Source organism: Nonomuraea mangrovi (assembly GCF_042681425.1).
In the GTDB taxonomy this organism is placed as follows: Bacteria; Actinomycetota; Actinomycetes; order Streptosporangiales; family Streptosporangiaceae; genus Nonomuraea; species Nonomuraea mangrovi.
This window is the reverse complement of record NZ_JBHUFV010000033.1, coordinates 1,138,770-1,160,164: the sequence shown is the minus strand read 5'-3', so window position 1 is coordinate 1,160,164 and position 21,395 is coordinate 1,138,770. Positions and strand designations below refer to the sequence as shown.

General features: G+C 71.5%; 20 protein-coding genes. 12 read left to right on the top strand and 8 right to left on the bottom strand.

From position 1 onward, the window contains the following. Positions 1 to 41 precede the first annotated feature (41 nt). Positions 42 to 779, top strand: coding sequence for a YcnI family copper-binding membrane protein (locus tag ACFSKW_RS23755; RefSeq protein ID WP_379574536.1), 738 nt, complete (start codon positions 42 to 44; stop codon positions 777 to 779). 111 nt (positions 780 to 890) lie between these two features. Here the strand turns inward: ACFSKW_RS23755 and ACFSKW_RS23750 are convergent, their stop codons facing one another. From ACFSKW_RS23750 to ACFSKW_RS23740, 3 genes are read right to left on the bottom strand one after another with little or no spacing between them, the layout of a single operon-like run. Next, positions 891 to 1,898: an ABC transporter permease gene (locus ACFSKW_RS23750; protein ID WP_379574535.1), complete on the bottom strand. Its 1,008-nt coding sequence runs from the start codon at positions 1,896 to 1,898 to the stop codon at positions 891 to 893. Next, on the bottom strand, positions 1,885 to 2,832 hold the full coding sequence (locus tag ACFSKW_RS23745) for an ABC transporter ATP-binding protein (protein ID WP_379574534.1): 948 nt from the start codon (positions 2,830 to 2,832) through the stop codon (positions 1,885 to 1,887). Before ACFSKW_RS23745 ends, ACFSKW_RS23750 begins: the two co-directional genes overlap by 14 nt. Positions 2,833 to 2,834: 2 nt before the next feature. Next, positions 2,835 to 3,953, bottom strand: coding sequence for a LolA family protein (locus ACFSKW_RS23740; RefSeq protein ID WP_379574533.1), 1,119 nt, complete (start codon positions 3,951 to 3,953; stop codon positions 2,835 to 2,837). A gap of 109 nt (positions 3,954 to 4,062) precedes the next feature. Between ACFSKW_RS23740 and ACFSKW_RS23735 the strand changes: the two genes are divergently transcribed. Genes ACFSKW_RS23735 through ACFSKW_RS23715 form a run of 5 tightly spaced genes read left to right on the top strand, consistent with a single transcriptional unit; the run spans position 4,063 to position 9,333 of the window. After that, positions 4,063 to 4,737: a response regulator transcription factor gene (locus tag ACFSKW_RS23735; RefSeq protein WP_379574532.1), complete on the top strand. Its 675-nt coding sequence runs from the start codon at positions 4,063 to 4,065 to the stop codon at positions 4,735 to 4,737. Then, positions 4,730 to 6,064, top strand: a complete 1,335-nt coding sequence (locus tag ACFSKW_RS23730) for a sensor histidine kinase (RefSeq protein ID WP_379574531.1) — start codon at positions 4,730 to 4,732, stop codon at positions 6,062 to 6,064. Before ACFSKW_RS23735 ends, ACFSKW_RS23730 begins: the two co-directional genes overlap by 8 nt. Before the next feature lie 37 nt (positions 6,065 to 6,101). Continuing rightward, complete coding sequence (locus ACFSKW_RS23725) at positions 6,102 to 6,683, top strand: TetR/AcrR family transcriptional regulator (RefSeq protein WP_379574530.1); 582 nt, start codon at positions 6,102 to 6,104, stop codon at positions 6,681 to 6,683. Further along, the gene (locus ACFSKW_RS23720; protein WP_379574529.1) at positions 6,680 to 7,942 is read left to right on the top strand and encodes an MFS transporter; all 1,263 of its coding nucleotides are present in this window, start codon (positions 6,680 to 6,682) and stop codon (positions 7,940 to 7,942) included. Before ACFSKW_RS23725 ends, ACFSKW_RS23720 begins: the two co-directional genes overlap by 4 nt. Positions 7,943 to 7,944: 2 nt before the next feature. Continuing rightward, positions 7,945 to 9,333 (top strand): pyridoxal phosphate-dependent decarboxylase family protein, encoded by a 1,389-nt coding sequence (locus ACFSKW_RS23715; RefSeq protein ID WP_379574583.1) that lies wholly within the window; start codon positions 7,945 to 7,947, stop codon positions 9,331 to 9,333. A gap of 108 nt (positions 9,334 to 9,441) precedes the next feature. Here ACFSKW_RS23715 and folP read toward each other — a convergent pair whose 3' ends face one another. Both folP and ACFSKW_RS23705 read right to left on the bottom strand, forming a co-directional pair. Continuing rightward, positions 9,442 to 10,296: a dihydropteroate synthase gene (gene folP / locus ACFSKW_RS23710; RefSeq protein WP_379574528.1), complete on the bottom strand. Its 855-nt coding sequence runs from the start codon at positions 10,294 to 10,296 to the stop codon at positions 9,442 to 9,444. A 145-nt stretch (positions 10,297 to 10,441) separates the two neighbouring features. Further along, entirely contained in the window at positions 10,442 to 10,810 is a 369-nt protein-coding gene (locus tag ACFSKW_RS23705) for a gamma-glutamylcyclotransferase family protein (RefSeq protein ID WP_379574527.1), read from the bottom strand. A gap of 425 nt (positions 10,811 to 11,235) precedes the next feature. On the opposite strand from ACFSKW_RS23705, the gene ACFSKW_RS23700 reads away from it, so the two are divergent. Next, a complete protein-coding gene (locus tag ACFSKW_RS23700; protein ID WP_379574526.1) occupies positions 11,236 to 11,583 on the top strand; it encodes a helix-turn-helix domain-containing protein in 348 nt (115 codons plus the stop codon). A 92-nt stretch (positions 11,584 to 11,675) separates the two neighbouring features. Here ACFSKW_RS23700 and ACFSKW_RS23695 read toward each other — a convergent pair whose 3' ends face one another. Together ACFSKW_RS23695 and ACFSKW_RS23690 are read right to left on the bottom strand one after the other, a co-directional pair. Further along, a complete protein-coding gene (locus tag ACFSKW_RS23695; RefSeq protein ID WP_379574525.1) occupies positions 11,676 to 12,116 on the bottom strand; it encodes a hypothetical protein in 441 nt (146 codons plus the stop codon). 336 nt (positions 12,117 to 12,452) lie between these two features. After that, complete coding sequence (locus ACFSKW_RS23690) at positions 12,453 to 12,992, bottom strand: MarR family winged helix-turn-helix transcriptional regulator (RefSeq protein WP_379574524.1); 540 nt, start codon at positions 12,990 to 12,992, stop codon at positions 12,453 to 12,455. A 135-nt stretch (positions 12,993 to 13,127) separates the two neighbouring features. On the opposite strand from ACFSKW_RS23690, the gene ACFSKW_RS23685 reads away from it, so the two are divergent. The 3 genes from ACFSKW_RS23685 to ACFSKW_RS23675 all read left to right on the top strand — a co-directional run bounded on the left by ACFSKW_RS23685 (position 13,128) and on the right by ACFSKW_RS23675 (position 15,843). Beyond that, complete coding sequence (locus tag ACFSKW_RS23685; protein ID WP_379574523.1) at positions 13,128 to 14,057, top strand: NADP-dependent oxidoreductase; 930 nt, start codon at positions 13,128 to 13,130, stop codon at positions 14,055 to 14,057. A gap of 85 nt (positions 14,058 to 14,142) precedes the next feature. Further along, positions 14,143 to 15,093, top strand: a complete 951-nt coding sequence (locus tag ACFSKW_RS23680; RefSeq protein WP_379574522.1) for an alpha/beta hydrolase — start codon at positions 14,143 to 14,145, stop codon at positions 15,091 to 15,093. A gap of 273 nt (positions 15,094 to 15,366) precedes the next feature. Next, the gene (locus tag ACFSKW_RS23675; protein WP_379574521.1) at positions 15,367 to 15,843 is read left to right on the top strand and encodes a hypothetical protein; all 477 of its coding nucleotides are present in this window, start codon (positions 15,367 to 15,369) and stop codon (positions 15,841 to 15,843) included. 400 nt (positions 15,844 to 16,243) lie between these two features. Here ACFSKW_RS23675 and ACFSKW_RS23670 read toward each other — a convergent pair whose 3' ends face one another. Next, entirely contained in the window at positions 16,244 to 17,113 is an 870-nt protein-coding gene (locus ACFSKW_RS23670; RefSeq protein WP_379574520.1) for a LysR family transcriptional regulator, read from the bottom strand. Between the two features lie 623 nt (positions 17,114 to 17,736). On the opposite strand from ACFSKW_RS23670, the gene ACFSKW_RS23665 reads away from it, so the two are divergent. Beyond that, positions 17,737 to 19,128 carry a neutral zinc metallopeptidase gene (locus tag ACFSKW_RS23665; RefSeq protein WP_379574519.1) on the top strand — a complete coding sequence of 464 codons (1,392 nt, stop codon included), beginning with the start codon at positions 17,737 to 17,739 and terminating at the stop codon, positions 19,126 to 19,128. A gap of 135 nt (positions 19,129 to 19,263) precedes the next feature. Beyond that, positions 19,264 to 21,291, top strand: coding sequence for an LCP family glycopolymer transferase (locus ACFSKW_RS23660; protein ID WP_379574518.1), 2,028 nt, complete (start codon positions 19,264 to 19,266; stop codon positions 21,289 to 21,291). Positions 21,292 to 21,395 lie beyond the last annotated feature (104 nt).

Genomic DNA, 21,395 nt, shown 5'->3' with positions numbered 1-21,395 from the left:
CTCTTCCCTTTCTTTCTTTCCCAGTCAAGTGGAGTTTCCGCATGTCCAAGTTCCGCCGTACGGCGGCCGTCCTCGCCGCCGCCACCGCCCTGTCCCTCGGTCTGGCGATCCCCGCCCTCGCCCACGTCACCGTCAACCCCGGCACCGCCGAGCAGGGCGGCTTCACCAAGGTCGCCTTCCGCGTGCCGAACGAGCGGGACGACGCCTCGACCACCAAGATCGAGGTGTCCTTCCCCGTCGACCACCCGCTGGCCTTCGTCTCGGTCAAGCCGGTGCCCGGCTGGGAGGTCAAGGTCACCGAGGGCAAGCTGCCCAAGCCGGTGAAGACCGAGTACGGCGACCTGACCGAGGCGGTCACCAAGGTCGTCTGGTCGGGGGGCGAGATCAAGCCGGGCCAGTTCCAGGAGTTCGAGGTGTCGATGGGGCAGCTGCCGACCGACACCGACCGGCTGATGTTCCCCACGACGCAGACCTACTCGGGCGGGGAGGTCGTGAAGTGGGCCGACGAGCCGAAGGCGGACGGCACGGAGGCGGAGCGGCCCGCGCCGACGCTGAAGCTCACGCCCGCCTCGGCCGACGATGACCACCACGGCACGGCGTCGGCCGCGCCCTCGGCGCCGCCGGCCGCCTCGCCCGCGGCCCCGTCGGTGGCGCCGATGGCGGCCGGCTCGGGCTCGTCGTCCGATGGGACGGCCCGCCTGCTCGGCGGAGCTGGGCTGATCGTGGGGATCGTCGGCGTGGTGATCGGCTTCCTGGGGCTGCGCCGCCGCAGCGCCTGAGACCTCCGCTGCCAGGGGGCTTCCGGGACGATGACGCCCGGGGTCCCGGCCGGCGGCGACCGCACGGGACGGTGGCGGGGTGGGAGGGTCTCCCGCCCCGGCCGCCGGCCGTCAGGAGGTGATGTCCTTGCTGGTGAAGCGGGCCCAGGCGAACGACCCGAACAGCAGGATGTAGGCGCCGAAGGTCAGCAGCCCCGAGGTGAGGTCGTCGAAGGCGATCGGATCGCGCAGGACCGCGTCGAAGTCGTCCCACCAGTTCGGCAGCAGGTACGGCTGGATGACGTCGAGCTGGGGGATCGCCCGCAGCACCTGCGTGGTGATGACCAGCACGACGGTCGCGGCGATGGCCCCGATCGGGACCTCGGTCAGCGTCGACAGCGCGATCGCGACCGCCGCCAGCGCGGCCATGCCGAGCGTGACGTAGCCGATGACGATCAGCATGCGCAGCAGCGCGTCGCCGAGCGGGATCGCGACGCCCGACAGCAGCGTCACCGGCCCCGCGGGGAACAGCAGCAGGCCGGTGACCAGCGCCGCGAGCGCCACGGCCGCGGCGATGGCCAGGCAGAACAGCACGGCGTTGAGGTACTTGACCGCCAGCAGCCTGGTACGGCCCGCGGGCGCCGCCAGCAGGTAGCGCAGCGTGCCTCCGGCGGCCTCGCCGGCGAGCGCGTCGCCCGCCACGACGGAGACGGCGACCGGCATGAGCAGCGGGACGAGCACGCTCAGCGAGATGAACGCCAGGAAGAAGCCGTTGCCCGTGACCTGCTGGATGATGCCGCCCGGCCCGTCGGACATGTCGTCGCCCAGCAGGCGCAGGACCACGCCGATGACGACGGGGACGGCGGTGAGGACGGCGAGCATGGCCACGTTGCGCGGCCTGCGGAAGGTCAGGCCGAGCTCGGAGCCGAGCATCCTGAGGAACGCGCCCGCGGGCCCCGTCGCCGCAGCCGCCCGGTCGTGACGGGCGGGGGCGCTCGGCCCGGCTTCAGGCAGGTCGGCGCGCGGGCCGTGCTCGGCGGTGCGCCTCGACTCGCTCACCGGCACGAGCCCCGGCGTCCTCCTGGCGCCGCCGCGTGAGACCGGCGCTTCCTGCGCGACCTCAGGCTCAACCTTCGACATCGAACCCCTCCCCTGTCAGGCCGACGAAGACCTCTTCCAGGCTGGGCCGTACGACCGACAGGCCCCTGACGGCGACGCCGGCCTCGACCAGCGCGGCGTTGAGACGTTCGGGGGCGTGTCCGCCGAGTTCGGCGCTCACCTCCGGCCCTTCGTGGGCGACGGCCGTCAGGCCGAGCCCGCGCAGCACACGTGCGGCATCCGCCCCGTCGGGCGTCTCCACCCGCAGGCGCGGGGCGCGGCCGCCGCTCAGCGACGCGATGGTGCCGTGGGCGACGAGCCTGCCGGTGCGCATGATCGCCGCGTGCGTGCACATCTGCTCGACCTCGGCGAGCAGGTGCGAGGAGACGAACACGGTGGTGCCGTCGGAGGCGATCTCCTTGACCAGCGTGCGGACCTCGCGGGTGCCCTGCGGGTCGAGCCCGTTGGTCGGCTCGTCGAGGATGAGCAGCTCGCGCGGGCCGAGCAGGGCGGCGGCGATGGCCAGGCGCTGACGCATGCCGAGGGAGTAGTTGCGGTAGCGCTTGCCCGCGGCGGCCGACAGTCCCACGCGTTCCAGCGCGGTGGTGACCCTGGTACGGGCCGTGCGGCCCGACGCGGTCGGATCTGCGGCGTCGTAGCGCAGCAGGTTGGCCTCGCCCGACAGGTAGGGGTAGAAGGCCGGACCCTCGACCAGCGCGCCGACCCGCGGTAGCGGGACCACCGAGAAGGTGCCGGAGGTGGGGGCGACCAGGCCGAGCAGCATGCGGATGGTGGTGGTCTTGCCCGACCCGTTGGGGCCGAGGAAGCCGTAGACCGAGCCGCGCGGCACGGTCAGGTCGAGGGCGTCGACCGCGATCTGCCCGCCCTTGAAGCGCTTGGTCAGGCCCTCCGTGACGATCGCGTGGTCGTCGGAGGGCGGGGACGCCCCGAAGGGCGCCCCCGCTTCCAGCGTCATGCTCACCTGGCGCCTGCCGCCTTCGTGAGCTCCTCCGGGGTGACCGCGCCGACCAGCAGGCGGCCGTCGTCGGTGAACAGCGCGCTGACCAGCTTGGTCTTGATCAGCTTGCCGCTCCCCCACGGCCCGCTCACCGGGGTGGCGGATCGCAGGATGGTCTCGAGCGACGGCGCCTCCTGCCCGCCGGACTCGGCCGTGGACCGGGGCGCGTCGGCCTTGGGGACGGGGAGGACCGCGACCGTGGTCCAGCCTTCGCCGACGGTCTTGACGTCGCCCTCGCGGAAGTCCTCCCTCCGCTGCTGTGCCTCCTTGGGGGCGCTGAGCGTCTTCTCCTCCACCTTGGCGCCGGCCGGTGGGGTGAAGGTGAAGTTCTCAGGCGCGGGGGCGGAGAAGGTGACCTGGGTGAACCCGACCTCGAAGGCGGGCTCGGCCGACCCCTTGGCGTACACCTGCACGCGCAGCGGGACGTAGGTCTCCCCGTCGAGCGCCAGACGGATGTCCTGGATCAGCGAGCCGCCCTCCTTGGGCGCGAGCACCAGCTCGTAGGCCGAGCGCCCGGCCACCTGGGTGGTGTTGGTGACGCTGACCACGCTGTGCTCGCCGACCTTGGACAGCAACTGCTCGGCTGCCTGCTGCGGGGTCATCGCGGGGGCGCTCGACACCTGCGTCCTGTCCGGCCGGTCGGTGGCGCCCGGCGCCAGCTTGATCCGGGTGGCCTTGTTGGTCTGGCTCTCCCACAGCCACGTCTGGTCGCCGTTCACGATGACGTTGGTCTCGTTCATGGGCCCCGGCACGGCCAGCCTGAACTGGTCGCGGGAGCCGTACCAGACCTTCGCCTCGTGGGAACCCGACAGCAGGCTGAGCGGGGAAGCGGTGGCCGCGCCCTGCGGGAGGGCGGGAAGGCCGAGGGAGGCGGTTTCCAGGACGGTCCCCGACATCGGGGGCAGGCCGTCCTTCTGCACCGCCGCGGCCGCGTCGGCCAGCAGCTGCTGCGCCGAGCGTTCGGGCAGGACAGGGTCCCCGCTGACCGCGGCGATCACCGGGCCGGCGCCGATGGCCGCGCCGATCACGGCGACGGCCGCGACAGGGACGCCCCACCTCACGAGCTTGCCTCTGGACATCTCACTCCTTCACGGTATTGCTTACGTCTCAACAGTGCGTGAGGAGTGCTGTGGCGATCCTGAGACGAGCTGAGAGGCCTCTCAGCGCAGATGGTGCACTATGTGCCCTATGAGAGTTCTGGTCGTCGAGGACGAACGGCGGATGGCCGCCGCCCTCCAGCGGGGGCTGCAGGCCGAGGGGTTCGCCGTGGATCTCGCCCACGACGGCGAGGAGGGCCTGCACCTGGCCCGGCACGGCGACTACGACGTGGTGGTGCTCGACATCATGCTGCCCAGGCTGTCGGGCTACAACGTGTGCAAGCGGTTGCGCGCGGAGGAGAACTGGGTGCCGATCCTCATGCTGTCGGCCAAGGACGGCGAGTACGACATGGCCGACGGGCTCGACCTCGGCGCCGACGACTACCTCACCAAGCCGTTCTCCTACGTGGTGCTGGTGGCCAGGCTGCGCGCGCTGCTGCGGCGCGACGCGGGGCGGCGTCCCGCGGTGCTCACGGCGGGCGACCTGTCGCTGGACCCGGCGAGACGGCGGGTGCAGCGGGGCGAGGAGTCGGTGGAACTGACCCCCAGGGAGTTCGCGCTGCTGGAGTACCTGATGCGCCGCCACGACGAGGTGGTGTCGAAGGCGGAGATCCTGGAGCACGTGTGGGACACCTTCGACACCGATCCGAACGTGGTCGAGGTGTACGTCGGCTACCTGCGACGCAAGATCGACGGCCCGTTCGGCAGGAACGCGTTGCAGACCGTGCGGGGCGCGGGCTACCGGCTGGCCGGCGACGGTGGCTGAATGGTGGCGGCGCAAGAGCCTGCGCTTCAGGCTGACGGCGCTGTCGGTGGTGGGGCTCACCCTCGTGTTCGCGGCGTCGGCCTCGGTACTGATGATCGTGCTCGGCAGGTCCCTGATGGACACGGTGGACGAGACCACGCAACAGCACGCGCAGGCGGTACGCGCGCAGGCCGACAGCGGCACGCTGACCGATCCGATCACCACGCAGGACGGCACGATCGTGCAGGTCGTCGGCGCCGACGGCAAGGTCACGCACGGCACCTACGGGGCCGACAGGCTGGTCCCGCTGCTGGACGCGGGCGACCGGCGGAGAGCGCTGCGCCACGAATCGGCGTGGTTCCTGGACGGCGAGCCGTACGGGATCCCCGGGCCGCTGCGGGTGATCGTGATCAGTGGCGACAGGGGCGTGACCGTGCTGGCCGCGCGGCCCGTGCGTGAGATCGAGCGGAGCCTGCTCACGGCGGGCAGGGTGCTGCTGTTCGGCACGCCGCTGCTGGTGGTCTTCCTGGCCGGCGGCGGCTGGCTGATCATCGGCAGGACGCTGCGCCCGATCGTCGCGCTGCGCAGGGGCGCGGCCGACATCACCCACACGGCCAGGTCGAGGCGGCTGCCGGTGCCGGAGGCGCGCGACGAGGTGCACTCGCTGGCCGTCACGCTCAACGACATGCTGGCCAGGCTGGAGGAGGCCGAGTCTCGCCAGCGCGCGCTCGTCTCCGACGCCGCGCACGAGCTGCGCAGCCCCCTGGCCAGCATCAGGCTGCAGCTGGAGGTGGCGCTCGGCCATCCCGAGGGACAGGACTGGCCCGAGACGGCCGAGGGCGTGCTGGAGGACACCCTGCGCCTGTCGCGCCTGGCCGAGGACCTGCTCGCCCTCGCCAGGCTCGACGAGCGCGGCGGCAGGCTGGCCAGGAACGAGCCGGTCAACCTGGACGAGGTCGTCAGGCAGGTCGTGGAGAGGTACGGCGAGGCCAGGCTGACCGCCTGCGATCCGGTCGTGGTGCGCGGCGACGCCCTCGACCTGAGCCGCGTGGTGACCAACCTGATGGACAACGCGGTACGGCACGCCGCCTCCACGGTCGAGGTCGCGCTGACCCGTGACGGCGTGCTGACGGTGACCGACGACGGGCCCGGCATCCCCGCGGAGGACAGGGAGCGGGTGTTCAACCGGTTCACCAGGCTCGACCACGGCCGCAGCAGGGACGAGGGCGGCGCGGGCCTGGGCCTGGCGATCGTCCGCGAGACACTGGTGGCACACGGCGGGGCCGTCCGTCTGGAGGACGCGGCGCCCGGCCTGCGCGCGGTGGTGTCACTGCCCTCCATCAAGTGATTGACCGGACGAGGCGACCGGAACTAGTTTCGGTCCTATGAGCCAGGTCGAGACGATCCTCAGGGCGGCGACACAGCTGTTCGCCGCCCTGGGGTACGACGGCACCACGACCAGGCAGATCGCCGAGGCCGCCGGGCTCAACATCGCCACGGTCAACTACCACGTCGGCGGCAAGCGTGAGCTCTACCTCGCGGTGATGAAGCGCGCCCACGAGGCCGAACGGGCGATGCTCGAACGGGCGGTCGCCGACACCGAGGGCATGGGCCTCGCCGACCGCGTCCATCTGATCGCCGACCGCTACCTCGACTTCTACGTCGACAATCCCGAGGTGTCGGCCCTGTGGCTGCACCGGTGGCTGCTCGACGCCAGCGATGTCACCGAGCTGGAACGCGAGTACATCAGGCCGCTGCTGACGCTCGTCGGCGAGGCGACGGGCGCGGACAGCGAGATGGCGATGTGGACGGTCGTGTGGTGCGTGAACGGGTTCGTCAGGGGCGGCATCCTCGACGACAAGGGCGTGCGCAGGGGCGCCGACGACCGCGCGGCGCTGCGGCGGTTCCGCGCCTACCTGCACGAGGTGCTGCACCGCGCGCTGAACCTGCCCGGCGTCCCGCCGTGAGCCTGTCGCGAGGGCGGCTGCTCGGCTACGGGATCGGTTCGGTCGGCACCGGCGTGTTCTCGGCGGTGCCGGGTCTGCTGCTGCTCTACTACATGACCGACGTGCTGGGCGTGGCCGCGGGGGTGGCGGGCGCCGTGCTGGTGGCGCCCAAGATCTGGGACGTGGTGCTGAACCCGGTCATCGGGGCGGCGAGCGACCGCGAGGCGGTCCGCACGGCCAGGCGCTTCAGGCTGCTGCTGCTCGGGTCGGTGACGCTGCCGCCGGCCTTCGCCGCCACGTTCGCCGTGCCGAACGCGCCGCTGGTGGCGGTGGCCTTCGTCCTGGCGGCGTCGGCGTTCGCCTGCTTTCAGGTTCCCTACGTGGCGTTACCCGCGGAGATGTCGGCGTCTCCCGCCGAACGGACCAGGATCATGTCGTGGCGGGTGGTGTGCCTGACGGTGGGGATCCTGGTGGCGGGCGGCCTGGCTCCGGCGATCGCGCATGCGGCGGGCTACGCGTGGATGGGCGTGGCCGTCGGCGCGGTGATGGCGGCGGCGCTGCTGACGGCGGCCCTCTCCACCCGCTGGGTGCGCTCGATGCCGGGACCGGCCCCGCTCGGGCTGGTGGCGGCCTTCAGGGTCGCGCGCGGGAACAGGGCCTTCTTCGCGCTGCTGTCGGCGTTCGTCGTGCAGGCGCTGGGCGTGTCGGTGATGCTGGCGGGCGCGCCGTACGTGGCCGCCCACCGGCTCGGCGACTACGGGCTGACGTCGGCGATGTTCGTCGGGATGGTGGGGCCGAGCATGCTGGCGGTACCGGCGTGGGCGTGGCTGGGGCGCGCGGCGGGCATGGTCCGCGCCTACCTGGTCGCGGCGACGGGGTTCGGTCTGGTGGCGCTGGCGCTGATCGGGGCGATCTCCCTGGCGAGCGTGCCCGGCGTGCTGGCGCTCACGGCGCTGGCCGGGGTCTGCTACGCGGGCCTGCAGCTGCTGCCGCTGTCACTGCTGCCGGACACCGTCCACGCCGACGCCGCCCGCACCGGGCACGCCCAGGCCGGCGCCTTCACCGGCCTCTGGACGGCCGGCGAGACCGCGGGCATGGCGCTCGGTCCAGGGCTCTACGCGCTGGTGCTGGCCGCCACCGGCTTCGTGTCCGTCGAAGGCTCGGTGACGCAGCCGGCCCCGGCGCTGGCGGGGCTGACGCTCGGGTTCAGCGCGCTGCCCGCCCTGCTCATGCTCGCCAGCCTGCCGTTGATCATCTGGTACGCCAAGGAGTCCGCGTGAACCTGTCCGACCTGCTGGCGGAGGTCTCCCGCCTGCGCGCCGACGACCTGCCCGTGCGCGGGGGGAAGGTGACCGCCTACGTCTACGACACCGGACTGCCCGCGGTCCACGAGGCGGCGGCCAGGGTGTACTTCGAGATGCTGGAGACCAACACCCTCGATCCGACCGCGTTCCCCAGCGTGGTGGCGATGGAGAAGGAGGTCGTCGGGGCGGTGGCGGCGCAGCTCGGCGGCGGGCACGGCATCTTCACCAGCGGCGGCACCGAGTCGATCATGCTCGCGGTGAAGGCGGCGCGCGACGCGTCGGGCGCCGCCGAGCCGTCGATCGTGCTGCCGGTGACCGCGCATCCCGCCTTCCACAAGGCCGCCCACTACCTCGGGGTGTCGGTCATCCAGGTGCCGGTCTCGCTGGAGACGTTCACGGTGTCCGCGGACGACGTGGCCGCGGCGATCACCCCGTCCACGATCATGGTGGTCGTCTCGGCGCCCTCCTACCCGCAGGGAGTGATCGACCCCGTCGCCGAGGTGGCGGCGGTGGCGGCCGCGCGCGGCGTGCCGTGTCACGTCGACGCGTGCGTCGGCGGGTGGCTGCTGCCGTGGCTGCGCCTGGCGGGGGCCGAGGTGCCGCCCTTCGACCTGTCGGTGCCGGGGGTGACGTCGATCTCCTGCGACCTGCACAAGTTCGGTTACGCGCCCAAAGGCGCGTCGGTGGTGCTGTTCGCCGACCCCGCGATGCGGCGCAGAGCGTACTTCGCGTCGGCCGCCTGGCCCGGATACACGGTCATCAACGCCACCGTGCAGAGCTCGAAGTCGGCGGGACCGCTGGGCGGGGCGTGGGCGACGCTGCGGGCGCTGGGGCGGGACGGCTACCTGGCCCTGGGGCGGGCGACTCTGGAGGCGTCGGTACGGCTGCGCGAGGGCCTGGGCAAGATCCACGGCCTTCGGGTCCTCGGGTCGCCGGGCTCGTCGTTGATCGCCTTCGCTTCGGACGAGGTGGACGTGTTCGTGGTGGCGGACGAGGCCAGGCGGAGGGGGTGGTTCATCCAGCCGCAGCTCTCGTATGCGGGTATCCCCGCGAACCTGCACATCACGGTCACCGGGGTCACGTTGGCCGGCGTCGACGCGATGCTGTCGGTGATCGCCGACTCGGTCGCTGCGGCCAGGACGCGCGGGCCGGTCGTGGTGCCGGACGGGCTGGTGGAACTGGTGGCCTCGCTGGACCTGTCGACGCTGGACGACGAGGAGTTCGGGGCTCTGGCCGCCTCGGTGGGTGTGGACCTGACCGGGGGCGGCCAGCCGGAGATGGCAGTGGTCAACACAATTCTGGACGCGCTGCCGGCCGCGAAACGGGAGGAGATCCTGGTGCGTTTCCTCTCGTCGATCTACACCTGAACCGCGGGCGACCCCCTCCTTCACCGCGCCAGGTCATCCGCTCCTCACCCCGGGGGCGGCTCACACGTCCGACGAAAAGACGCCGGCCGCCAGCCGCCTGCATGGACGTCAGCCGTCGGCCGGCCTGGGGTGGGGGTTGAGGCGGTCCACCTCCGCCAGTGCCGCACGGGCGGAGGCCGCGTCGTGGACCCTGAACACCCGGGCGCCCTGCAGCGCCGACACCGCCAGCGTCGCGATCGTGCCCGCGTGCCGTTCGTCGACCGGAAGCCCGCCCAGCGTCTCCCCCACGAAGTCCTTGTTCGACACCGCCACCAGCACCGGCCACCCCGTCGCCACCATCTCGTCGAGCCTCCGGCTCACCTCCAGCGAGTGGAAGGTGTTCTTGCCGAAGTCGTGCGCGGGATCGATGAGGATGGACTCCCTCGAGACCCCCGCCGCGACCGCCCGTTCCGCCAGGTCGACCGTGTAGCCGATGACGTCGGCGACCACGTCGGCGTACGCGATGCGGTGCGGCCTGGTCCGCGGCTCCACCCTGCCCGCGTGCGCGCACACGAGCCCGACCCCGTGCTTGGCGGCCACCTCGGCCAGGAGCGGATCGACGCCGCCCCACGTGTCGTTGAGCAGGTCGGCCCCCGCCCTGGCCACGACGTCGCCTACCTCGGAGCGCCAGGTGTCGACGCTGATGACCAGATCAGGGTGGCGTTCGCGCACGGCCGAGACCAGGTCGGCGACACGCCTGATCTCTTCGGCGGCGTCGACGAGCTCGCCGGGGCCCGCCTTGACCCCGCCGATGTCGACGATGTCGGCGCCGCCCTCGACGGCCGCGTCGACCGCTTCGAGCGCGGCGCCGAAGCCGTAGGTCTTCCCCTTGTCGAAGAAGGAGTCGGGGGTCCTGTTGACCACGGCCATCACCGCGTGATCACCGATACCGAACTCCCTGCCGCGCAGTCGCAAGATGCTCATCGCCTCCGAGCCTACGGAAGATCCCACGGCTTGGCACATCGCCCGTCCGCGGCGCGCCTCACCCGAGCCCGGAGGCGGTCGCGGTCAGCGGGAGTGAACGTGAACGTGGAACACCTCGGCCAGTGAGGATTGTCGCTGAGCGCCGCTACGGCACCAGGTCTGCCTGGACGTACACCCAGGCGTCCGTACCAGAACCAAGGACCACTGCAATCCGGGTGTAGTCGTCCACCTCGTAGTCGTCCGCCATGGCGAGTTCGGCTTCGGAGATGCTGAACACCGTGCCCTCGACCGCGTCTTCGAGCCTGCCGGTGGGCCGCACGATCGGATGAAGCGCCGCCCCGCTGACCGCGACCACGTCCGGATCGGTGATCTCCACCATGGACAGTTCGTAGCCCGGGAGCGAATCCGGGTCGCCGGCCAGTTCGCGGCCGAAGTTGGCCTTCTGAACCGCGGGATCTTGCAGGGTTCCATAGGAGAACAGGCGGACAGGGTGGTCATTGTGGGAGATCGCCATATCCCAATCGTGCCAGCATGCCTTGTTCGGCCTGCAGGAGTACCGGGCTTTGAACAACAACCGAACGGCCGGTGGCATGAGCGGAGGTATCGCCATCGACCATTCCGTACGGGTGGCCTCTGGCCGGCCCTCCTTTCGGGTCCGTGCGACAGGCCCAAAGTAGCGGTGTTGTCACAGGTCACAGCAGTGACCAAGTCCCCCGCCCGAGCGAAAGGCCGTATCGCCGGTTGGATGACTGGAAGCGCCGACTCCCTGTCACTACATCCAGTGATGTATCACGGAGTCGGCCAGGCAACGGATGTGGGCGCCGGACCGGTCGAGGAGAGTGTTGGCGAGAGGGCTGCGCCCTCCGGAGACCAGGCCGAAGGAAAGGCGGGAAGGCTGTGACCGAGGGGGAAAGGGACGATCGAGGAGCGTCGGGTACGGTGCTGCGACGCTGGCGGGAGCGGGCCCTGCTCACCCAGGAAGAGCTGGCCGAGCGTTCAGGGCTCAGCGTCAGGACCGTTCGGCGGATGGAGGGCGGCAGCCCGCCACGCGCTCGCAGCACGTCGTTACGGCTGGTGGGCGAAGCGCTGGAACTGGACGAGGAGGAACGCGCGATACTCGCGGCGGCGGCCCGCGGTGTGGCGCCACCCGCAGCCGGGGCGGCGCCCAGGCCTGGAGAGTGCGGCACCTCCTGGGGCGGCTGGGCGACCAGATGCCGGCGCCCCGGGCTCATCCCGCGCAACCCGGGTGTATCCGACGATGACTCCTCTTCGTGTTCTCAGACGTGACCCCAGTCCTGCGAGAGCTGGGTCACGTCTGAGAACGGCACGCCTCCGGCCGGCTGAAGAAGGCTGGAGGCGTGCCATGCGGGAGCGGCGGGTCAGGCGACGGCACCGAGCCGGTACCGGCCGCCGTCGCCACAGCAGAACTCGTAGTCCCGGGTCACGTCCCCGTTGACGGTTTGGCCTCCGATGGTGTCGTTGGGATCGAGGTCGTCGACCTCGACGAGGCGGAGTTGGGCGCCGTTGGGAACGCACTTGTCGACCTCGACCCGCTGGCCCTGGGACATGGACACGTAGGCCGAGCTCGCCGGCCAGATCTTCACGCCATTGCTCGTGAGGAACACCTCGTCGCGGCCGCTCTCAGTGATCGTGAGAGCCCGGAGGCCGTCGAGGAACACGCCGCTGCCGCAGGTGAGCGGGGCGGCGTTCCCCAGAGCCGGTTGCTCGTCGGAGACCGCCGATGGCATTCCGGTGAACGCGAGGCCTCCGGCCACCGTGACCGCAGCCGCGAGCTTCGACAGTTTCCGCCAGGTGCGCATGTTGGTTCCTCTCTGGAGTCGGGGTTGCCTCTGCCAACCGTCGCGTAGTCCGCGGTGCCGTTCGAGGACAGCCAGAGGACATTGACCGGCCAGAGCACGATGGTGGGGCCGCCGCGGCGGCCGGGTGCGCGGCACTCCAGCCGCCGCGCCGGGTTGGTGACCAGGATCTCCTGCCGCTTCGCCCAGGCGATGAAGGCTTCGCCCAGGCGATGAAGGAGGTGAGCGCGGACAGTCGCCGGTGTCAGGTGGCGACCGCTGCGCCCGCCCCATCGGCCCATCACCGCGGCGTGGTCCTCGGGCGTGAGGAAGGCTGTGCCGCGGGTCCAGAGGGAGGGGTCAGGTCTGTGCTGCGTCCGGGTCCGTGAGTTCGTCGGTGGGCGTGCGGCGCTTGCGGGGGGCGGCGGAGCGGGGCGGCTGGGCGCGCATGTGGTCGCGGACGCGGGTCATGATGTCGCCGAGGTGGTGCAGGTCGTCGTCGGCGAGGGGGTCGAACAGCAGGCGGCGGGCGACCTCGATGTGGCCGGGCAGGACGGCGGCGACGCGTTCGAGGCCGGCGGGGGTGATGGTGACCAGGGTGACACGTTCGTCGTCGGAGCTGGGGGCGCGGGTGACGAGACCGGCCCTCTCCAGCTGGGCGGCCTGGTAGGTGAGGCCGCTGCGGCTGTAGACGACGCCGTCGGCCAGCGCGGTCATGGTCAGCTGCCCGTGGGCGTCGGCCAGGCGGGCCAGGAGCTGGAACTGCACCCAGCTGAGGTCGCCCTCGGCACGTAGCTGCTGCTCAACGGAGTGCTGGAGCAGGCTGACGGCCTCCATGAGCGCGAAGTAGGCCCCCAGTTGCTCGGGTTCGAGGGTGCCGTGGTCGTCGGTGTCGGTCACTCCCCTACCGTACCTGCTTCAAATTCAAAGCATAGTGACGGACGTCACACGATTCACGGGTATTGCTTTGAACTCGAAGCAGGTTACAGTCCCCACATGCTTCACATTCGAAGCAAATGAGTGAGGAGACAGACAATGAAGGCAGTTCGGTACCACCGCTACGGCGCCAGCGACGTCTTGGTCTACGAGGAGGCCGCCCGCCCGGTTCCGGCAGCGGGGCAGGTGGTGGTGAAAGTGGCCGGCACCTCTTTCAACCCGGTCGATGCGGCGATCCGCGCCGGCTATCTGCAGCAGGTGTTCCCGGTGACCTTCCCGCACGTGCCGGGCATCGACGTGGCGGGGAGCGTCGCCGAGGTCGGTGCGGGCGTCATCGGCTGGAAAGCCGGCGACGCGGTCGTGGGGTTCCTGCCGATGAACGCCGACGGCGCGGCCGCCGCCTACGTCGCCGTCCCCGCCGAGATCCTGGCCGCCGCACCCCAGACGGTGGAGCCGGCCGACGCCGCGGCGCTGCCCGCGGTCGGCCTGACGGCCTGGCAGTCGCTGTTCGAGCACGCCGGCCTGAAGGCCGGGCAGAGCGTCCTGGTCAACGGGGCGGGCGGTGCGGTCGGCGGGTACGCCGTCCAACTCGCCGCCCAGGCCGGGGCCGTGGTCACCGCGACCGCCGGCGCCCGCAGCGCCGACAGGGTGCGCGGTCACGGCGCCGAGAAGATCGTCGACTACGCCGCCGCCCCCGTCACCGGGGCCGGGGAGCGGTTCGACGTCGTCCTCAACCTGGTGACCACCTCGCCGCAGGAGACCGCGGCGCTGGTCGGCCTCGTGGCCGACGGCGGGGTGTTCGTCAGCACCACCACCCCGGGCCAGGACGACACCGATCGGGACGTGCGGGCCGTACGGGTCTTCGCCCGCAGTGACGCCGTCCAGCTCGCCGAACTCGTCACCCGCGTCGACGCCGGCGATTTGAAGATCGACGTCGCCGCCCGGCGGCCCCTGTCCGACCTGGCCGCCGTCCACGACGAGGCCGTCACCGGACGGCTGGCCGGCAAGACCGTCCTCACCCCCGCCTGACCCCCGCACGGCCCCCGGCCTCCCCGGCCGGGTGCCCGGCAACCGCCACGCACACCACAACACGCAAACCACAAGGAGAACCGTCATGTCCTTCACCCTCGACCCCCAGGTCGCCGAAGCCCTCGCCCCGATCGCCGCCGCGATGGCCGGCAGCACACCGCCACCGGTCGGTGACGTCGCCGCCCGCCGCGCCGCCCTGGAAGGGCTCATCGGCCACGCCGACACCGCCCAGCCGACCCCGGACGACGTCACGATCATCGACCACCACCTGGCCACCGCCGACGGCGCGACGATCCTGCTGCGCTGGTATGCCAAGCGGGACTCCGAGCCGGGCCCCGCGGCCGTCTACCTCCACGGCGGCGGCATGATCCTCGGGCACGTCGGCCTGTTCGACGGGTCGGTCTCCCGCTACGTGTCGGCCAGCGGCACCCCGATCCTGTCGGTCGACTACCGGCGCGCCCCCGAGCACCCCTACCCGACCCCGGTCGAGGACGCCTACGCCGCCCTGGTCTGGCTGCACGATCATGCCGCTGAGCTCGGCGTCGACCCCGCCCGCATCGGCGTGTTCGGTGACAGCGCCGGCGGCGGCCTGGCCGCCGCAGTGTCGATCCTGGCCCGCGACCGCAAGGGCCCGGCCATCGCCAAGCAGATCCTCGTGATGCCGATGCTCGACGACCGCACACTCACCCCGGACCCGCAGATCGCGCCGTTCGTCCTGTGGTCGTGGGACGACAACCGCACCGGCTGGCAGGCCCTGCTGGGCGAGGCCGCCGGCGGCCCCGGCACTCCCGCCTACGCCGCTCCCGCCCGCGTCGCCGACCCCTCGGGCCTGCCGCCCGCCTACATCGAAGTCGGCCAGCTCGACATCTTCCGCGACGAGGACCTCACCTACGCCCTGCGCCTCGGCCAGGCCGGCGTCCCGGTCGAGTTCCACCTCCACCCGGGCGTCCCCCACGAGTTCGAGGGCATCGCCTTCACCTCCGACGCCGCCCGCCGTGTCATCGCCGACCGCGTCCGCGCCCTCGCCTCCCTGTGACCACCACGCCCACGACGACCACGACGACCACGACGACCACGACGAAGGAAGATCCACCCGCCGATGCGGCCGTCGGCGGGCCGCAGGCCGGCAGGAGCACGAGCCCGCTCGCCTGGCACCCCGCCCGGCCGTCCTGGCGGGCCTCGCCTCGCGCTCCTGCTTCCTGCTACCGGCCAGGTCAGAACAGGTTTCACGACGCCAGCGGGGGTACTTCCGGCAGCAGGGCCAGCCGCTTCCTGCAGCGGCCCGCCGACACCCAGAGCAGAAGTGACCATGACGTCGACACCGGCCAAGCCCACGGCCGCGGGGATACGTGAGCTCGCCGCCCACATTGAGGAGCTGGCGGACACCATCGACACCCTGTCGGGCGATCTGTCGCAGGCCGACCCCGAAGGCCGGGCCGGATTCCGGCTGCCGGATGCCGCCGGCCTCCTCCGCCAGGCCGCCTACGAGCTGATGGCGACCGCCGGCGACCTGGCCCGGTCCGGCTACCCCCCGTTCACCTTCTGCAGCATGGGCTGGGGAGTATGCCCCGAGCACGGCGACACCCTCGCCTCGATCGGCAGCGCAACCCGGTGCACTGCCCGCGGATGCGGCCGCACATGGGGCCACGGCCACGAGAAAGCGCCGTGCGCCGAGTTCGCGACGCACCGCCTCATCGACGCCGACGGAGCCGAGACGCTGCTGTGCGCCGGGCACGCCGTCGACGCCCGCAACAGCGGTGGCCACGTGGAGCCGTTCACGCCCTGACGTCACTCCCCTGCGAGGCCCCGCCCGGCGGCACGCCCTGGCGGGGCGTCGTCACGTACGGCGGGCGAGCAGTGGATTCCCCTGCGGAAACGGGGCATGCGTGAGCGCTGTCATCCCGCTACATGGCTGTGGCCAGCTGACCCTGGAGGGGCCTGGCTCTGGATCCAGAGGACGGGGGCGTGAGCGCGTCCGGACGGCCGGGGCGAGGGGAGGCGGCGTCTCTCGGCGCGGCGGGACGCGGGTCGGTCTCGCGGGAGCGGCTCCGTCGCCGGCTGTCAGTCGGCGGTGGCCTCAGGGAGGGAACGGCGGTCCTCGTCGGCTTGCTCAACCGGGGCCGCATTGGTCCCGGGGGTGGCGCGTGGCCCCCGGGGCGGATGGTTCTGTGGGCTTGGGAACGTTCCTAAGCGGCCGAGCCCTTCTCAGCGGTCGCCAGGAAGTCCTGGGCGATCAGCGGCAGTCGCCGGCGTGCGTGGATGACGGCGATCACGCGGCGGACGGCCGGTTCGAGTGACCGCACCACCAGCCCCGCCCTCGCCGCCTGCTCGGCCATTCCGCGGTACCACAGCAGCGACGCCTGGCCCGCGCGGACCGCGTTGAGCCAGCCGTTCCTTTCGTCGGTCTCCAGCACGATGATCGGGTTGACCGCGTACTTGCCGAACATCGCGTCGAGCTCCCTTCTCCTGACGCTGCCCCTCGCGGGCAGGGCCAGGCGTAGTCCGTCGAGGCGGGTCATCGGGACGGGGTCGGGCAGGTCGAGCCCGGGCGGGGAGATGAGCACGATCTCCTGCCGCTCGAGCGGGTGGGTGATCAGGTCGGTCGGGACCGGCAGGTCGGTGAGGCCGAGATCGGCCCGCTGGTCCCTGATGGCGTTGACGACCGCTTCGCGGCCGTCGCAGCGGATGATGTGCACGCGGACGCCGGGATGCTCGGCCGCGTAGGCGGGAAGCAGCCGCCCCGCCAGGCCGGGCTCGAGGTTGGCTGTCGATGCGATGCGCAGTTCGGCGTCGGAGACACCGCCGTGGCCGGAGAGCGCCTCGATCTCCCCCACCGCGTCGAGCGCCTCTCTGGCCAGTTTGACGACCCTGCGGCCCTGCGCGGTGACGACCACGCCGCGCCCCGACCGGGCGAAGAGGGTCATCCCGAGCTCGCGCTCCAGGTCTCGGATCGCGCGTGAAAGTGCAGGTTGCGCGATGTAGAGCGACCTGGCCGCGTCGGTCATGGTGCGGTGCTCCGCAGTCGCGACCACGTAGCGGAGCTGCTGCAGATTCATGGCATTGAAGCTAGGACAACGGCCGCCGCTCGGACGGCGACATAGCGGAGATCACCTCGAATGATTTCGGACTGTAACCGAGCACCGCGACATCCGTGACGGGTGATAAATCAGTATGCTTCTGCCCCAAATTCGGCAAAGGTCCGAAGTGTGAGTCCCGTTTCGGACAACCAGGTCAAGGGGGAGACAGGGTGACAGGCAACGGGCAATACCCACCGCCGCCTCCCGGACATCAGGGGCAACCCACTTCAGGAGAACCCCAGCAGCCACCCTTCCCTCCCTGGCCTCCGCAGCAGTCTCCGCACCAGCAGGGGTACGGCCAGCCGTACGAGGAGCCGGCCACCCGCCAGTACCGGCCCACGCCTCCGCCGCCCGCCCCGCCCCAGGGACCGCCTCAGGGGCCTCCCGCCGGACCGCCGCAGGGACGCCCCTACGCGCCCCTGCCGCCTCCCGCGGGACCGCCGCAGACGCCGCCTCCGCCCACGGGCCCTCCGTACGGCGCGCCGCCACCGCCGCCCGGTGGCCCCCAGCCGTATGGCCGTCCGCTGCCCCCGCCTCCCGGTGGGCCGCAACCGCCGCCGCCTGGCACGCCGCCTCAGGGGCCGGGCGTGCAGGGACCGGGCATGCCCGTTCCGGGAGCGCCGGGGCCGGGATCCGGCGGCCCCGGGATGCCGGGTCCCGGCGGGCCCGGATACGGCGGGCCCGGATACGGCGGGCCCGGATACGGCGGGCACGGACAGGGCGCGCCGGGAAACGGCGGACATGGGCAGGGTGCGCCTGGGCAGGGCGGGCCGTATCCGAACGGGAACGGCCACCCGCAGCCGGGATGGCCGCCGTACCAGGGGCAGGCTCCCGGCGGCCACAGGCCGCCCCAGGGGCCGCCGCAGGGCGCGTACGGGCCGTGGCAGCGGCCGCCGCAGCGCAGGAAGTCGAACGCGGGCGCGGTCATCGGCGCGGTGTTCGGCGCCATGGCGGCGATCTTCGTGCTGCTCGTGATCGGCTCGGCCGTCTTCAAGAGCGCCTCGAAGACCGACACCACCTCGCCGGTGGCGATCCCGACGTTCACGCCGCCCACCTTCACGCCGTGGAACGAGGAGACCGACGCGCCGATCGAGCCGTCGGACCGGCCGACCGAGCAGCCGTCCTCGTCCGAACAGCCTTCGTCCGAGCAGCCGTCCTCCTCTGAGCAACCGTCCTCCTCGGAGCAACCGTCCTCCTCGGAGCAGCCGTCGTCCGAGCAGCCGTCCGAGCAGCCCTCGCAGCAGCCGGCCAGGGTCCCGCTCAACACGAGCCTGCAGGCCAACACGCTGTACTTCGCGGGCGCGCTGCCGCGTACGACGTGCAGGGCGGGGAACGCGAGCCTGTTCAGCCACAGCCAGCTCAAGGCGCTGATTCTGAAGACGGGCAAGTGCATGGACGCGGCGTGGGCCCCGATCCTGCGCAAGAAGGGCATTCCGTGGAGCCCGCCGAACTACGCGATCGCCGCCAAACGCGGCAGAGGCGCGTGCGGCGACTACCCGTCCCCGGGCAGCATGGTGCCGTACTACTGCCCGCGCAACAACACCATCTACGCCTCCACCTCGGCCCTGGCCAGAGGCAATGGCAACTCCATCGGCTACGGGGAGATGGTCTCGTGGCACGGCGCGACGATCAGCATGATGGCCCACGAGTACGGTCACCACATCCAGCAGATCTCCGGCATCCTCGACTCTCACTGGCAGAAGCATCTCCAGACGTCGAGCCAGAGTGGGCGGCTGGCACTCAGCAGAAAACTGGAGCTCCAGGCAACGTGTTTCGGCGGGATGTTCATGCGGGCTGTATCCGGGACATATCCGGTCAATTCTCGCCAACGTGATGTGTTGTTCTGGTTCTACTCGAGAGTCGGCGATCACCCCGGATATCCCCGCGACCACGGCACTCCAGCCAATAACAACGTCTGGTTCCGGCAGGGCTGGCTGAAGAACAAGGCCTACCAGTGCAACACTTGGCTCGCTCCCGCTTCGACGACGTCGTAGCTTCATGGGCCGTTCATCCCACATTGGTCATCTGTCATTGATGTCCCGATATGGGGGCTAGAATCCTGGCAATCTCGTGACCAACGGGGGGCAAACCTTTGGGTTTGGCCTGGTACGACATGCGAAGGAGCCGGTGTGTCGAAGCGCCCTGGAGGAGACTCCGCCGAGCGGGGCAGAAAGCGGCGTGCTCCGCGGCGCGCCACGCCCGCCGAGTCCTCCGCGCAGGACCGTTCGACTCAGGACCCCGCCGCCCAGGACCCCGCCATGACGGACCGGGCGGCGCAGGACCGCGGCGCCCCTGACCAGCCCGCCCAGGACCGCGCACCCCGCGACAGGGCACCCCAGGGCCGTGGTCCTCAGGACCAGGCGGCTCAGGGCCGTGCGCCCCAGGACCGCGGTTCTCAGGACCGGGCGGCACGGGACCAGGTACCCCAGGACCGTGCCGCGCGGGAGCGGGCAGGCCAGGACGGCCCGCCCCAGGGCCACACCGACCCTGGTCGCGCCGGCGGTGGGCCCGGCGCGCGGGGGCGCGGTGAGCGGGGACGCGCCGATCGCGGGCCTGCCGGCCGTACCGACACCGGGAGTGCCGAGGCCGGCCATCCGGTTCGGGACCGGGACACCAACCCCGGCAACACGCGTCCCAGAGCGGGCAGGGCCCCGAGAGCGCCGAAGGCCGCTCAGGCGCCCAGGTTCGCCGCGAAGATGAGCCTCGGCTCGATCATCGGGTGGACCGCCCTGTCGGCGATCATCCCCGGCGCCGCGCACCTGCGTGCCGGGCGCCGCCGTACCGGCTTCATCCTGCTCGGATCGTTCGGCGCGCTGCTGATCGCGGCGCTCGTCTACGGCCTGTCCTTCATGGGCAACATCGGCGCCGTGACGAGGGAGAGCACGATGCTCACCGTGTCGGTGGCCGCCGTGATCGGCGCGCTGGCGTGGTTCGCGCTCGTGCTCACCTCCTACATCACGCTCGGCCCCGACCGTCTGAACGGCCGGGGCCAGATCGTTTCGGGGATCGTGGTCGGCCTGCTGTGCGTTTCGGTGATGGCGCCGTTCGCGCTGACCGCCAACACGATGCTGACCGTCCGCGAGACCGTGCAGGGCATCTTCCCCTCGACCGCCGACCCGGACGTACAGCCGATCAAGGAGGAGGACCCGTGGAACGGCAAGGACCGGGTCAACTTCCTGCTCATCGGCGGTGACGGCGCCGGCAACCGCGACGGCGTGCGGACCGACAGCATGACCGTGGCCAGCGTCCACATCAAGACCGGCAACACCGTGCTGTTCAGCCTCCCGAGGAACCTGCAGCACGTACGGTTCCCCGCCTCCTCCCCGCTGGCCAAGCACTTCCCCAACGGTTTCATGGCCGAGCTTCCCAACGGCGGCCTGCTGAACGAGGTCTGGAAGTTCGCCAACGACAACCCGCAGATCATGGGCGGCAAGAACAAGGGCCCGCGCGCGCTGATGGACGCCATCGGCCACACGCTCAACCTGCGGCTCGACTACTACGCGCTGATCAACATGTACGGCTTCGTCGACCTGGTCGACGCGATCGGCGGCATCAAGCTCCGCGTGGAGAAGGACATCCCGTGGGGCGGCCACTACGGCACCGCGGGCACGATCAAGGCGGGCTACCAGCGACTGTCGGGCGAGGAGGCGCTGTGGTACGGGCGCTCCCGCGTCGTCGACGACGACTTCGGGCGCATGGCCAGGCAGCGGTGCGTCATCGGGGCGTTCGCCCAGCAGGCCACGCCGGACAAGATCCTCACCAACTTCACCAAGATCGCTCATGCGGCCAGGCGGATGGCGGACACGAACATCCCGCAGGAGTTGCTGGAGCCGCTGGCCAACCTCGCGCTCAAGGTGAAGGACGCGCGGATCACGAGCCTGCAGTTCGTGCCGCCGCAGTTCTACACCGGATCACCGGATTGGGCGAAGATCCGCAGGGCGACCGTGAAGGCGCTGAGCGACTCGACGAAGCCGACGCGGCGCGCCCTGGCGGCCCAGGTGACGGCGTCCCCCGGAGCGACCTCCACGCCGTCCGGCAGCCGCCCCGTCACGCCGTCGGCCAGCCGTACGGCCACGCCGTCGCAGACGCCGACGAGGAACGGGCAGGCGGCGCAGAACGGGTCGGCCAAGAGCCTGTCGGAGCTGTGCGGCCTCTGACCGTCTGACACCGGGTCGAGCACCCCGGCCTCTCGTCGATCATCGCGCGGATCCCGGCGGGGATCGCCGCGGCGGCGGGAGTGCCCGTCGAGCACGGCGGTGAT

Bases quoted from the DNA above. Each gene is read 5' to 3' on its own strand.
- ACFSKW_RS23755 (WP_379574536.1), top strand. From the start codon at position 42: ATGTCCAAGTTCCGCCGTACGGCGGCCGTCCTCGCCGCCGCCACCGCC.
- ACFSKW_RS23750 (WP_379574535.1), bottom strand. From the start codon at position 1,898: ATGTCGAAGGTTGAGCCTGAGGTCGCGCAGGAAGCGCCGGTCTCACGC.
- ACFSKW_RS23745 (WP_379574534.1), bottom strand. From the start codon at position 2,832: ATGACGCTGGAAGCGGGGGCGCCCTTCGGGGCGTCCCCGCCCTCCGAC.
- ACFSKW_RS23740 (WP_379574533.1), bottom strand. From the start codon at position 3,953: ATGTCCAGAGGCAAGCTCGTGAGGTGGGGCGTCCCTGTCGCGGCCGTC.
- ACFSKW_RS23735 (WP_379574532.1), top strand. From the start codon at position 4,063: ATGAGAGTTCTGGTCGTCGAGGACGAACGGCGGATGGCCGCCGCCCTC.
- ACFSKW_RS23725 (WP_379574530.1), top strand. From the start codon at position 6,102: ATGAGCCAGGTCGAGACGATCCTCAGGGCGGCGACACAGCTGTTCGCC.
- folP (WP_379574528.1), bottom strand. From the start codon at position 10,296: ATGAGCATCTTGCGACTGCGCGGCAGGGAGTTCGGTATCGGTGATCAC.
- ACFSKW_RS23705 (WP_379574527.1), bottom strand. From the start codon at position 10,810: ATGGCGATCTCCCACAATGACCACCCTGTCCGCCTGTTCTCCTATGGA.
- ACFSKW_RS23695 (WP_379574525.1), bottom strand. From the start codon at position 12,116: ATGCGCACCTGGCGGAAACTGTCGAAGCTCGCGGCTGCGGTCACGGTG.
- ACFSKW_RS23685 (WP_379574523.1), top strand. From the start codon at position 13,128: ATGAAGGCAGTTCGGTACCACCGCTACGGCGCCAGCGACGTCTTGGTC.
- ACFSKW_RS23680 (WP_379574522.1), top strand. From the start codon at position 14,143: ATGTCCTTCACCCTCGACCCCCAGGTCGCCGAAGCCCTCGCCCCGATC.
- ACFSKW_RS23675 (WP_379574521.1), top strand. From the start codon at position 15,367: ATGACGTCGACACCGGCCAAGCCCACGGCCGCGGGGATACGTGAGCTC.
- ACFSKW_RS23670 (WP_379574520.1), bottom strand. From the start codon at position 17,113: ATGAATCTGCAGCAGCTCCGCTACGTGGTCGCGACTGCGGAGCACCGC.
- ACFSKW_RS23665 (WP_379574519.1), top strand. From the start codon at position 17,737: ATGCCCGTTCCGGGAGCGCCGGGGCCGGGATCCGGCGGCCCCGGGATG.